We start from the raw sequence: 11,988 nt of genomic DNA, 5'->3' as shown, positions 1-11,988 counted from the left end.
CATCCGGGGGGACGTCCGCGTACACCCTCCTGTCGGAAGGTCCTGTCATCGTCACTTGCACCAGCTTGTCATGCGTCCCGCGCAGAGGCCCGAAAGGCTTTCTTGCGCTCGCCCTTTTGATCGGGCGAAGGGAACTATATGCTCCCCCGCCCGATCTGTCAACACCCCACCTGCACCGACATGGAACAGCCCCGAGCCCCCGCGCTCAGCGCCACTTTTCCGGCAGGCCGTACAGGTGCCAGCGGGCCTCGACCCTGCCCTGAATCTCGGGGGTCATCTCGATCTTGGAGGGCCACTCACGGACGAAGCCTTCCTCGGGGAGTTTGCGGGCACCGTCCCAGGCCAGCAGGCCGCCGCCCACGGTGGGCAGGGTCCACACGTCGCGTTCGGGGTCGATGTTGTTGAGGATGGTCCACCACACGTCCTGTTCGTTCGCCACGTCGGTTTGCGCGTCTCCAATCAGGAGGTGACGCATTCCCCGCGCTGCCGGGTGGACGGCGAACGCTTCGGCCAGCTCGCGGGCCTGACCGGGCCGGGTCTTGTCGAGAGCGACGTACCAGTAGCCGTCGGGGGTCTGGCGCTGGGCGAGGACACCGCCGAAGCGAGGGAGACCAGTGACCGGGCTGGGCGTAAACAGGCTCTCCCCTGCCTGGTCGTGCCCCTGCTCCTCGCGACTGCTCAGAGCGCTGCCGACTTCTTCAGGCAGTTTGGTGGTCGCGTCGATCACGAGCTTGCCGCCGTAGCCCCAGCCCCGGCTGGAGTGGTCGAGCACGTCGGTGGGGCCGCGCGTGGTGAGGGTGTCGCGGCCCGGCACCGCCTTTTCCACAACCTCGCGCCACACCGCCGCGAAGTCGTTCACGGTCACGTCCTCGTCCACGACGACGATCACCTTGGCGAACATCATCTGACCCAGGCCGAACAGCCCGTTGGCGACCTTGTACGCCTGGCCGGGGTAACTCTTCTTGATGGAGACGAACACGAGGTTGTGCGCCACGCCCGCCGGGGGCATGTGGTAGTCCACGATCTCCGGGAGGATCAGCTGCGCGGCGGGGAGAAAGAGGCGCTCGGACGCCTCGATCAGATAGGCGTCCTCCATCGGTGGGCGGCCCACGATGGTCGCGGGATAGACGGGCTGACGGCGCATGGTCACCGCCGTGACGTGGAAGCGGGGGTAGAGGTCGGGCAGCGTGTAGAACCCGGTGTGGTCCCCGAACGGCCCCTCCATCACCCAGTCCTCCTGCGGGTCCACGTAGCCTTCGAGGATGAACTCGGCGTTGGCGGGCACGTCGAGGTCCACGGTGACGCCCTTCATGACCGGGTAGCGCTGACCACGCAGGTAACCCGCGACCGCGAACTCGTCGAGACCGGGAACGGGGGGCAACGGCGCCGTGGCCGCGTAGATCAGGGCGGGGTCACCGCCGAGGGCCACCGCGACTTCCAGCCGTTGCCCCAGCCGCCTGGCCTTTTCCAGATGCTTGGTGCCCGTCTTGTGGCGCTGCCAGTGCATTCCGGTGACGTTCCGGCCCATGACCTGCATGCGGTACATGCCCATGTTGCGTTCGCCGGTCTCGGGGTCCCTGGTGATGACGAGGGGCAGGGTCACGAAGGGGCCACCGTCCAGCGGCCAGCACTTCAGGATGGGGAGCCTGCCCAGGTCCACCTCGTCGCCGCGCCAGACCACCTCCTGGGCGGGGCCAGACCGCACCCGGCGGGGCGGGAGGTTCATCGCGTCCCTCAGCTTGCCCACGTTGCCCAGCAGCCCGCCGAGGCCACCCGCCCCCTTGAGGTCGATCAGGTGCCGGATCTTGACCGCGAGGTCGTCGAGGTCGGAGACGCCGAGAGCCAGCGCCGTGCGCTCGCGGGTGCCCATCAGGCCGATGACGAGGGGAAAGTCGCTTCCGACCACCTGCTCGAAGAGGACCGCCGGGCCGCCCGATTTGACGAGTCGGTCGGCGATCTCGGTGATTTCCAGTTCGCGGCTGACCGGGACAGAGACGCGCACGAGTTCGCCACGTTCCTCGAGCAGCCGCATGAAGCTCTGAATATCGGGAAAGGCCATGTTTGGAGTCTAGGGAAGGCAGGCCGGGGCAACCGTACCCGATGAGGAGAAGCCCCGCCTACCCTGAAGGCCATGACTGCCCCTCCCCCGACCCCGACGAATGACGCGCTGCGGCAGGTCCGGCTGACGACGCTGGAAACGCTGGACAAACTGCTCGACCGCCCGATGACGGTGCTGAGCTTCGTGTGGCTGGGGCTGCTGGTGCTGGACCTCGTGCAGGGGCTGCCGCCGATCCTCCAGACGCTGAGCAACGTGATCTGGGGGCTGTTCATCCTCGACTTTCTGCTGTCGTTCACGCTCGCGCCCGACAAGGGCGTGTACCTGCGGCGCAACTGGCTGACCGCGCTGAGCCTGCTGCTCCCGGCCCTGCGGATTCTGCGGGCCTTCCGGGGGCTGCGGGCGCTGCGGGCCCTGCGGCTGACGCGGGGCACCAACCTGCTGCGGGTGCTCACCAGCCTGAACCGGGGGCTGCGGACCCTGGGGCGCACCCTGCGGCGCCGGGGGCTGGGGTTCGTGCTGGGGGCGACCGGGCTGGTGGCGCTGGCGGGGGCGGCGGGGATGGCCTCCTTCGAGGCGGGGCAACCCGGAGCGCCGGGAGGCTACGGCGAGTGGCTGTACTGGGTGGGCATGCTGCTCACCAGCCTGGGCTCGGAGTACTGGCCGCTCACGGGCGAAGGCCGGGTCCTGACCTTCGCGCTGGCGCTGTACGGCTTCTCGGTGTTCGGGTACATCACGGCGACGCTGGCGAGTTTTTTCGTGGGCGACGATCAGGAGCGCGAGCCGGAGGAGGACGAGGTCAACAACGAGGCCCTGCACCGCGAGTTGAGGGCCTTGCGGGGGGAACTCGCGGCGCTGCGCGGGGAGCTGAGCAAGGGAGGCTGAGGGCTATCCTTCCCCCATGACCTCCTCCCCCCTCGACCGCATGCGCTCGGCGTTGCAGGCCACCGACCTGGACGGCTGGTTGCTGTACGACTTCCAGGGCCTTAACCCCCACGCCCGGCGGGTGCTGGGCTTCCCGGCGGAGGCGCACCTCACCCGGCGCTTTTTCGTGTGGGTGCCGCGAGGGGGGGGGGCGGTGCTGCTACACAACCACATCGAGGGCGGGACGTGGGCGGGCCTCTCGGCGGGGTGGGACGTGGAGCGCCGTCCCTTCGGCTCGCACGCGGAGCTGGACGCCCGGCTGCGCGAGGTCGTCGCCGGGCGGCGGGTGGCGATGGAATACAGCCCCCTGGGGGCGGTGCCCTACGTGGGCCGGGTGGACGCGGGCACGCTGGAGCGGGTGCGGGCGGCGGGCGCGGCGGACGTGCTGAGTTCGGCGGACCTGCTGCAAGCTTTCCTGGTGTGGTCCGAGGAGGATCTGGCCGCCCACCGCCGCGCCGCCGACGTGCTGATGGGGGCCAAGGACGACGCCTTCCGCCTGATTCACGAGCGGCTGCGGACCGGGGAAGCCGTGACCGAGCTCGACGTGCAGGCCGTCATCGAGCGGGCCATCGCGGACGCCGGGATGACGAGCGGCCACCCCGTTAACGTGAGCTTCGGGGCGAACGCCGCCGACCCCCACTACCAGCCGGAGGGCGAGAAGAACGCCACGCTGCGCCCCGGCGAGTGCGTCCTGATCGACCTGTGGGCGCAGGAGGAGGGCCGTCCCTTCGCGGACGTGACCTGGGTGGGGTACGCGGGCGAGCCTCCCGCCGAGTACCGCGCGGCGTGGGAGGCGGTGCGGGGGGCACGGGACGCGGCGCTGACCCTCCTGCACGAGCGGTACGCGGGGGAAGGCTGGGGCCGCTTGCAGGGCTGGGAACTCGACCGGGCCGCGCGGGACGCGATGGGGACCCATTGGGGGCCGCACTTCCTGCACCGCACCGGGCACGACCTCGGCGTGAGCCTGCACGGCGCGGGGGCCAACCTCGACGACTACGAGACGCGTGACACCCGGACGCTGACGCCGGGGCTGGCCGTCACGGTGGAGCCGGGCACCTATCCCCGCGAGCGCGGCTTCGGCATCCGCAGCGAGGTGAACGTGTTCCTCTCCCCGGAGGGGCCGCAGGTCACCACGGGGCTTCAGCGCGAGCCGTTCGTGCTGGGGGTCGGGGAGTGGGCGGGGGTGCGGGCGGCCGCCCTGGGTGAGCCGTCTTAAGGTCGGCTCAAGCCCCGGCCCCGGTAGTCTGTGGGCATGGCGAACCTCAGCTCCTCGACGATCATGCTCACGGGGGCAGGCGGCGCACTCGCCACCGCCGTCGCCCAGGAACTGGAGGACGCGGGCGCCCAGCTTGTGCTGGTCGGGCGCGGCGAGCCCCTGGAACGCGCCGCTGACCGTTTCCCCGCCACCGAGGTCCTCGACCTCGACCTGCGCGACCCGGCCAGCGTGGACGCGCTGCGCAAGGTCAAGGTGGACGCCCTGGTTCACACGGTCGGGGCCTACACCGCCCAGGACGTGCAGAAGGCCACCACCGACGACCTGCGCGAGCTGTTCGACACCAACATGCTGACCCTCTTTCACGCCGTGCAGGGCGTGCTGCCCCACATGCTGCGGCAGAAAGACGGGCTGATCATGGGCGTGAGCGCGGGGCAGGCGGCGCGGCTCAGCGGCCCCAAGGCGGCGCTGTACACCGCGAGCAAGGCCGCCGTCGCCGCCTACGTCCTGAGCCTGCACGACGAACTCAAGGCGCGGGGCGTGCGCGGCTGCGTCCTGTACCCGATGGGGGCGGTCGACACCCCGGAAAACCGCGAGGCGGGCTTCGAGTGGGAGGAGACCATCGACCCGCGCGGCCTCGCCAAGAGCGTGGCCCACGCGCTGACGCGGCCCGACCGGGCGCACGTGACGGAGTTGAAAATCTACCCGGACGTGTAGGAGCGGTCAGCTTTCAGCGATCGGCCCTCAGCGCCACATCAAGGAGGCCGTCCAGCCCGCCCACGTACCCCTCCTCCAGCCGGGGCCACTCCAGGGGAAAGGGCTGGGTGCGGGTCACGTCGTTGGGCACCACGACGAGGCGGCAGCCAGCGGCGACGGCAGCGAGGCCCCCGTTGAGGCTGTCCTCCACGGCGAGGCAGTCGGCCGCAGCGAGGCCCAGACGTTCAGCCGCCAGAACGTACAGCTCGGGATCGGGTTTGACCCGGCGCACGTCGTCGCGGGTGGCGAGGGTCTCGAAGAGGTCCAGCAGGCCGTGGGCCGAGAGCCAGCGGGTGACCCAGGCACGGTCGCTGCTCGTCGCCAGGGCCAGCCGCAGGCCGCGCCGCCGGGCTTCCTCCAGCACCCCGCGCACGCCGGGGCGCAACTCCTGTTCGGCCAGGGCCGTGTGGATGCGCTCCCGCAGCCCGGCGTGGACCCGCTCGCGGTCGGCCTGCACGTGGCCGGGCAGCCCCGCCCAGGGGTCGAAGGCGTCCCAGGTGCCGATGCCGCGCTGCCACTCCTCCAGGCTCAGTTCCAGCCCGTGCTCGCCGTACAGGGCCTGCCAGTGGGTGAACTCGGGCGTCTCGGTGTCGAGGATGGTGCCGTCGAAGTCGAAGAGGAGCGCGCGGGGCAGCCGGGACATGGGGGCAGTCTAGGCGGGCTCCCCCGCAGAGCGGCGCACGCTCAACTTTCGGTGGACGTTCGGCCCCCACCCGACCCGTTACGCTGAGGCAATGGCGGACTGGGTGCAGGGCTTGATGGACAGCATGGGATACCTGGGCATCCTGCTGCTGATGATTCTGGAAAACCTCTTTCCCCCGATTCCCAGCGAGCTGATCATGCCCTCGGCGGGCTTCGCGGCGGCGCGGGGCGAGATGAGCCTGCCCATCGTGATCCTGATGGGCGTGCTGGGCAGCGTCCTGGGCACCCTGCCGCTGTACTACATCGGGCGGGCCTTCGGCGAGGAGCGGCTGGTGGCCTGGGCCGACAAATACGGCAAGTGGCTGACCCTCAGCGGCAAGGACATCCGCAAGGCCGACGACTGGTTCGACAAGCACGGCACCAAGGCGGTGCTGTTCGGCCGGATGGTCCCCGGCATCCGCAGCCTGCTGAGCCTGCCTGCGGGCATGAGCGAGATGCCCATGCCCAAGTTCCTGATTTACAGCGCCATCGGCTCGGGGCTGTGGGCCACGGCGCTCGCCACGGCAGGCTACGTGCTGGGCGAGAACTACGACCGGGTCGAGCAGTACATCAGCCCGGTGTCCAAGATCGTGCTCGCCGTGGTGGTGGTCGCGGCGGTCGCGTGGTTCCTGAAGCGGCGGCGCGAGCAGCAGACCGGGGCCTGATACCCCCGCAGGGGACAATCCAAAAGGAGGCCGCCGGGAACGCTTACCCGGCGGCTCTCTCCTGACATTCGGCTCCTGAGATTCGGCTCCTGACGTTCAGCGGGCCGTGACGCGCAGGTTCAGCGTGGCGGCGCGGCCTTCGGGCAGCTCCTGACGGGCGGCCGAGCGGTAGAGCAGGCGGCCCCGCGCGTCGTTCACGCGGGCGGTGACCACGTACTCACGGCGCGGGCTGATCCGCACCGGGTTGTACTGAAGCTGGTAGGGGGTGGACAGCTTGGTGGTCGGGAAGCTCACCTCCAGCAGGGTGGAGGGGGTGCGTCCCCCCGTCACGTCCTGAATGGCGACGGTGACGATGCTTCCGGCGGGCAGGCGCACGGTGGAAGGCGCAGATACGCGGCCCGCGACGACGCGCCACCCGGCGGGCACATCACTGAGGTCAGGAGCAGTGGAGGGCGTCGTGGCCGGGGGCGGGGTGCCCGGCCGCACGATGCGGATGCCCTGGGCCAGGGCCGGGGAGATCAGCAGGGCAGCCAGCAAAACGGGAAAGACTCGCTTCATGGCCTCCACGCTAGCCTCCCCTGCCGTCAGGTACGAGGGTCAGCCCGGCCCCCTTTCTTTACGGTTACCCCCCGACGGATGTGCTCTGCTCCGGCCCATGCTGCCCGTCCTGCCCCCATCCGGCCCCCTTCCCGACCACCCCGGGGGCCGCGCCTTCCTGTCCCGCGACCCGGTGCTGGGGGGCGTGATCGTCACACTGGGGCCGCTCGCGCCGCTGACGCCCACGCCGGACCCGTTCGGCACACTGGTCCGCAGCGTGATCGGGCAACAGCTCTCGGTGGCCGCAGCGGGCCGCATCGCGGGGCGGGTGGGGGCCGCGCTGGGCGAGGTCACGCCGGGGACACTGGAAGCCGCTGCACCCGACCGCCTGCGGGCGCTGGGCCTCTCCTGGGCGAAGGTCCGCACCGTGCAGGCCCTCGCAGCCGCTGCCCTGGACAGCCGGGTGGATTTCGCGCATCTGAGCACGCTGCCTGACGAGGCCGTGGTCGCGGCGCTGACGCCGTTGCCCGGCATCGGGCGCTGGACCGCCGAGATGTTCCTGATGTTCGGGCTGGCGCGGCCGGACGTGTTCAGCCACGGCGACCTGATCCTGCGGCAGGGGCTGGCGCGCCTCGCCCCCGGGACCGACCCCCACGCGGTCGCGGCGGCATGGTCACCGCACCGGACCCTCGCCGCCCGCGCCCTGTGGGCCGACCATCACGCGCGGCAGGTGCGGGGGCGGCGTTCACCGGCTCCCCAGTAGAACCGGAGGCGGGGGCCTACTCGGGTTCCGCGAGCATCGACCCCAGCACGTCCAGCCGCACCACGATGGGCGTGCGGGCGCGGGTGATGGCCCCAGCCTGCTTGAGCTTGCCCAGCGAGTGACTCACCGTCTCGCGGGTGGCGCCGACCATCCGGGCGAGGTCTTCCTGGCTGAGCTTGAGCGCGAGTTCCACCCCCTGCGGGTGCGGCCGCCCGAACTCGCGGGCAAGGCGGAAAAGCAGGCTGGCGACCCGTTCGGGAGCGCTGTAGGCACTCACGGCGGCGGTCCAGGCCCGGGCCTCGAACAGCCGCGCGGCCATCAGCCGGATCAGTTTCATGGCGAGGTCGGGGCGCTGCGCGAGCAGGCTTTGCAGCTCGTGCCGGGGCAGCACGATCAGGCTGGTGGGCTCGATGGCCTCGGCCTGGGTGGGGCGGCGTTCTCCGGGCTCCAGCAGCAGTTCCCCGAAGGCGTCGTGCTGGCCGACCACCCCCAGGATCGCTTCCTTGCCGCTGGGAAACAGCTTGCTGATCTTGACCAGCCCGCTGCGCACGAAATACAGCGCGTCGGCGGGGTCGTCCATGCGGTAGATCACCTCGCCGGGATGGTAGTCGCGGCAGGGAGTCGTCGCCGCCACCCGCTCCAGCTCGGCCAGCTCCAGGTCAGCGAACAGTTCCGTTCGCTTGAGGTGCCAGACCAGGCTCGGGTAATTCATAGTCTCGTCAGGATACCCGCAAATGCTGGGGTCCCGCAGGCGCCCGACCGTGAGCCACCCCACGTGACTTTCGTGCCCCGGCCTCTTAGACTCGGTACAATCAACAAGTCTGCGCGTCGTCCCGGAGAGGAAGACCGCTCCCCCAGGAGGAAACCCCCATGCCCCAGTACAAAGCTCCCCTGCGCGACATCAAGTTCCTGATGCACGAGCTGCTGCAAGCGCCCCAGGCGCTGGCGGGCGTGCCGTTTTACCAGGCAAACGACACCGCCGACGCCGACCTGCTCAACCAGGTGCTGGAGGAGGCCGCCCGCTTCGTCGAGACCGAACTCGCGCCCCTGAACCGCGTGGGCGACGAGGAGGGCTGCACCCGCCATGAAGACGGCTCGGTCACCACGCCCACCGGCTTCAAGGAGGCCTACCGGAAGTACCGCGAGGCAGGCTGGACCGCGCTGGACGCCGACCCCAACTACGGCGGCCAGGGCATGCCGCACCTCGTGAGCAACGTGCTTGTCGAGATGATGACCTCCGCGAACGTCGCCTGGAGCATGTACCCCGGCCTGTCGCACGGCGCGTACTCGGCCCTGCACGCGGTGGGCAGCGACGAGCTCAAGGACCTGTATCTCCCCAAGATCGTCTCCGGCGAGTGGACGGGCACGATGTGCCTCACCGAGCCGCACGCGGGCACCGACCTCGGGATGATCCGCACCAGGGCCGTGAGCAACGGCGACGGCAGCTACGCGGTCACCGGGACCAAGATCTTTATCAGCGCGGGCGAGCATGACCTCGCGGACAACATCGTGCACCTCGTCCTGGCGCGGCTGGAGGGCAGCCCGCAGGGAACCAAGGGGATCAGCCTCTTCCTGGTGCCCAAGTTCGTGCCCAACGCGGACGGCTCCGTGGGCGAGCGCAACGGCGTGGTCTGCGGGTCCCTTGAGCACAAGATGGGTATCCACGGCAACGCGACCGCCGTGCTGAACTTCGACGGCGCGAAGGGCTACCTCGTCGGCGAGATCAACAAGGGCATGAACCACATGTTCATCATGATGAACGCCGCCCGCCTGGGGACCGGTCTGCAGGGCCTCGGGCTGGGCGAGGTCGCGTACCAGAACGCGCTGGCGTACGCGGGGGACCGCATCCAGATGCGCCACGAGCCGCGCGTGAACGCGGACGAGCCTGCCGACCCGATCATCGTGCACCCCGACGTACGCCGCATGCTGCTGACCGGCAAGGCGTACACCGAGGCGGGCCGCGCGATGGCGATGTGGCTGGCGCTGAGCATCGACCTCGAGCACCACCACCCTGACGAGGCGCAGCGCAAGGAGGCCGCCGACCTCGTGGCGCTGCTGACCCCGGTCGCCAAGGCGTTCATGACCGACAACGGCTTTACCACGGCGGTGCTCTCGCAGCAGGTGCTGGGCGGGCACGGGTACATCCGCGAGTGGGGGCTGGACCAGTTCGTGCGCGACGCCCGCATCGGCCAGATCTACGAGGGCACCAACGGCATTCAGGCCCTCGACCTGCTGGGCCGCAAGGTGCTGATGGACGGCGGCAAGAAGCTCCAGAAGCTCGCCGGGACGCTGCAAGAGTTCGTGGAGGACAACGCGGACGACGAGGACCTCGCCCCCTACCTCGACCAGTTGGGCAAGGCCGCCGGGCAACTCGGCAGCCTGACGATGGTGATCGGCCAGAAGGCGATGGCCGGTCCCGAGGGTGCCGACGAGGTCAACGCCGCCGCTGTGGATTACCTGCGCTACTTCGGGCACGTTGTGTACGGCTACCTGTGGGCGCGGATGGCGAAGATCGCCCACGAGAAGATCCGTGCTGGGCAGGACCGGGACGGCTTCTATCTGGGCAAGGTGCAGACGGCCCGCTTCTACTTCACCAAGCTCTTCCCCGAGACCAAGGCGCTCGCCGCGACCATCAAGGCCGGCAACGAGCCGCTGGCCGTGGACGACCGCGCGGTGTTCGGGCTGGAGCGGGCGCTGGTCGGGGCGTAAGGCTTCCCTCGCAACCGCCGCCCCTGGCATTGAAGCTGGGGGCGGTTTTGCATGCGGGTAGGCTGGGGGGATGACCGACGCTCACACCCTGCCTCCCAACCTTCCCGCACCGATAGACGACGGGGCGTATGACCACCTGACCGGCCAGCCCTGGCCCGCGCTGGCGCTGCCCGGCACGGACGGGCGACCGCACGACCTGGCCGCGTTGCCGGGCCGGACCGTGATCTACGCGTATCCCAAGACGGCCCACCCCGATCAGCCCATGCCGGACGACTGGGACCTGATCCCCGGAGCGCGGGGCTGCACGCCGCGGTCGTGCGGGTTCCGGGACCATCACGCCGAGCTGCGGGCGGCGGGGGCACGGGTGTTCGGCCTGAGCGTGCAGGCCACGGCCTATCAGCGGGAGGCCGCCGGGAGGCTCCATCTGCCCTTCCCCTTGCTGTCGGACGCGGCGGGCGACCTCACGCGGGCGCTGAGGCTCCCGACCTTCGCAGCGGGCGGGGAGACGCTGCTGCGGCGCGTGACATTGATCGTGCGGGACGGGGTGATCGAATGGGTGTTCTATCCGGTCTTTCCGCCGGACCGAAACGCGGGGGACGTGCTGACGTGGCTGGGGAATCACCCGACCTGAGGGTCAGACTGTTCCGGCGCTCCCAGAAAGGAATTGGTCCGCCGCGAGAGGCCCTGAAAGACTCCCGCCTCTCCCTCTCCGGGCACCCCTTGAAACGCGAGCAGGGCGACCGTGCAGGGAGACCCACCCTCGCGGAGGCCCTCGGCGGCGGCCTCGTCCAGCAGGGCCGTCATCGCCCGCACAAGCCGCGCGTACCGTTCGGGCGAGAGCCGCAGCGTCAGCGCGTCGAGGTGAGTGGGGCAGGGCTCGGCGGGTGGGCCGGAGGGCATGGGCGCGGGGCGGGCCGGGCGCTCGGCGTCTCCGAAGCCGAAGATGTCCTCCTCGCCCGCGTGCATCCGGCTCCACGACCGCCCATAGGCCCGCAAAAACCCCTGCGACAATTCGCGCAGGTCCGCCGTGCCGTTGCCCTCGCTGTCGCCGGGGGGCAGCAGGTCCGAGGGCACCCGGAACTCCCGCGCCGCGAGCTGGTAGTAGACCCTGCCGCCCTCCCGCCGCGCCTCGAACAGCAGCCCGAGGTCGGCCAGTTTGCGGGCGTGGTGGTGCACGAGGTTGGGGGCCATGCCCAGCGCCGGGGCCACCTCGCTGGGCGAGCGCGGCGACAGGAAGTGCCCCAGAAAGCCGTGGTCCTGCCGCAGGGCGCGGGCGACGGCAGCGTCGGCCACGCGCACCTCCTCCTGTTGAATCCGGGTCATGGACCAAGCGTGACAGGGGGCGTTTCAGCCTGCCACCGCCCGCGCTGAAAGCCCCCGCCCGCCTGCCCGTCCATCCTGACGAAACGGTTTCACGGTCGCTCTCAGGTGGCCTTGCTACAGTGAGCGCCCGGAGAGGACCCACATGCCCACCTACGTCTACAAGAACATCGAAACTGGCGAGACCTACGAGATCAAGCAGAGCATGCGCGACGAGCCGCTGACCACCCACCCGGAGACGGGCGCGGCGATCAAGCGGGTGCTGGTCGCGCCGGGCATCGCCTTCCGGGGCAGCGGCTTTTACGCGACCGATTCCCGCCCCGCGCCGAAGGGCGACGCCGGGGGCGGGGGCGGCAGCGCGGGC

Annotated in this window: 13 protein-coding genes; 8 read left to right on the top strand and 5 right to left on the bottom strand. The window is 70.4% G+C overall.

The annotated features are described in order from the left end of the window. Positions 1-205 precede the first annotated feature (205 nt). Complete coding sequence (locus tag QOL99_RS10510) at positions 206-2,059, bottom strand: menaquinone biosynthesis decarboxylase (protein WP_285523677.1); 1,854 nt, start codon at positions 2,057-2,059, stop codon at positions 206-208. 72 nt (positions 2,060-2,131) lie between these two features. Between QOL99_RS10510 and QOL99_RS10505 the strand changes: the two genes are divergently transcribed. From QOL99_RS10505 to QOL99_RS10495, 3 genes are read left to right on the top strand one after another with little or no spacing between them, the layout of a single operon-like run. Beyond that, complete coding sequence (locus QOL99_RS10505) at positions 2,132-2,941, top strand: ion transporter (protein WP_285523676.1); 810 nt, start codon at positions 2,132-2,134, stop codon at positions 2,939-2,941. Between the two features lie 16 nt (positions 2,942-2,957). Further along, positions 2,958-4,196 carry a M24 family metallopeptidase gene (locus tag QOL99_RS10500; RefSeq protein WP_285523675.1) on the top strand — a complete coding sequence of 413 codons (1,239 nt, stop codon included), beginning with the start codon at positions 2,958-2,960 and terminating at the stop codon, positions 4,194-4,196. Positions 4,197-4,232: 36 nt separating this feature from the next. Continuing rightward, entirely contained in the window at positions 4,233-4,910 is a 678-nt protein-coding gene (locus tag QOL99_RS10495) for an SDR family oxidoreductase (protein ID WP_285523673.1), read from the top strand. Between the two features lie 13 nt (positions 4,911-4,923). On the opposite strand, the gene QOL99_RS10490 is transcribed toward QOL99_RS10495, so the two are convergent. After that, on the bottom strand, positions 4,924-5,592 hold the full coding sequence (locus tag QOL99_RS10490) for an HAD family hydrolase (RefSeq protein ID WP_285523671.1): 669 nt from the start codon (positions 5,590-5,592) through the stop codon (positions 4,924-4,926). A gap of 91 nt (positions 5,593-5,683) precedes the next feature. Here QOL99_RS10490 and QOL99_RS10485 point away from each other — a divergent pair, with 91 nt between their 5' ends. After that, positions 5,684-6,295 carry a DedA family protein gene (locus QOL99_RS10485; RefSeq protein ID WP_285523669.1) on the top strand — a complete coding sequence of 204 codons (612 nt, stop codon included), beginning with the start codon at positions 5,684-5,686 and terminating at the stop codon, positions 6,293-6,295. Between the two features lie 96 nt (positions 6,296-6,391). Here QOL99_RS10485 and QOL99_RS10480 read toward each other — a convergent pair whose 3' ends face one another. Next, positions 6,392-6,853 carry a YbaY family lipoprotein gene (locus QOL99_RS10480; RefSeq protein ID WP_285523667.1) on the bottom strand — a complete coding sequence of 154 codons (462 nt, stop codon included), beginning with the start codon at positions 6,851-6,853 and terminating at the stop codon, positions 6,392-6,394. A gap of 97 nt (positions 6,854-6,950) precedes the next feature. Between QOL99_RS10480 and QOL99_RS10475 the strand changes: the two genes are divergently transcribed. Beyond that, complete coding sequence (locus QOL99_RS10475; RefSeq protein ID WP_285523666.1) at positions 6,951-7,595, top strand: DNA-3-methyladenine glycosylase family protein; 645 nt, start codon at positions 6,951-6,953, stop codon at positions 7,593-7,595. Between the two features lie 16 nt (positions 7,596-7,611). On the opposite strand, the gene QOL99_RS10470 is transcribed toward QOL99_RS10475, so the two are convergent. Beyond that, complete coding sequence (locus tag QOL99_RS10470; protein ID WP_285523665.1) at positions 7,612-8,307, bottom strand: Crp/Fnr family transcriptional regulator; 696 nt, start codon at positions 8,305-8,307, stop codon at positions 7,612-7,614. Between the two features lie 158 nt (positions 8,308-8,465). Between QOL99_RS10470 and QOL99_RS10465 the strand changes: the two genes are divergently transcribed. Both QOL99_RS10465 and QOL99_RS10460 read left to right on the top strand, forming a co-directional pair. After that, positions 8,466-10,304: an acyl-CoA dehydrogenase C-terminal domain-containing protein gene (locus QOL99_RS10465; protein ID WP_285523664.1), complete on the top strand. Its 1,839-nt coding sequence runs from the start codon at positions 8,466-8,468 to the stop codon at positions 10,302-10,304. A gap of 70 nt (positions 10,305-10,374) precedes the next feature. Then, a complete protein-coding gene (locus QOL99_RS10460) occupies positions 10,375-10,935 on the top strand; it encodes a peroxiredoxin (RefSeq protein ID WP_285523662.1) in 561 nt (186 codons plus the stop codon). Here the strand turns inward: QOL99_RS10460 and QOL99_RS10455 are convergent. Beyond that, a complete protein-coding gene (locus QOL99_RS10455; RefSeq protein WP_285523659.1) occupies positions 10,923-11,627 on the bottom strand; it encodes a winged helix-turn-helix domain-containing protein in 705 nt (234 codons plus the stop codon). The genes QOL99_RS10460 and QOL99_RS10455 overlap by 13 nt on opposite strands. A 142-nt stretch (positions 11,628-11,769) precedes the next feature. Here QOL99_RS10455 and QOL99_RS10450 point away from each other — a divergent pair. Then, the coding region (locus tag QOL99_RS10450) for an FmdB family zinc ribbon protein (protein ID WP_285523657.1) at positions 11,770-11,988 on the top strand (219 nt) is incomplete at its 3' end.

The sequence above is a fragment of the Deinococcus rhizophilus genome (assembly GCF_030271215.1).
Lineage (GTDB): Bacteria > Deinococcota > Deinococci > Deinococcales > Deinococcaceae > Deinococcus > Deinococcus rhizophilus.
This window is presented reverse-complemented; position numbering and strand designations above follow the sequence as displayed.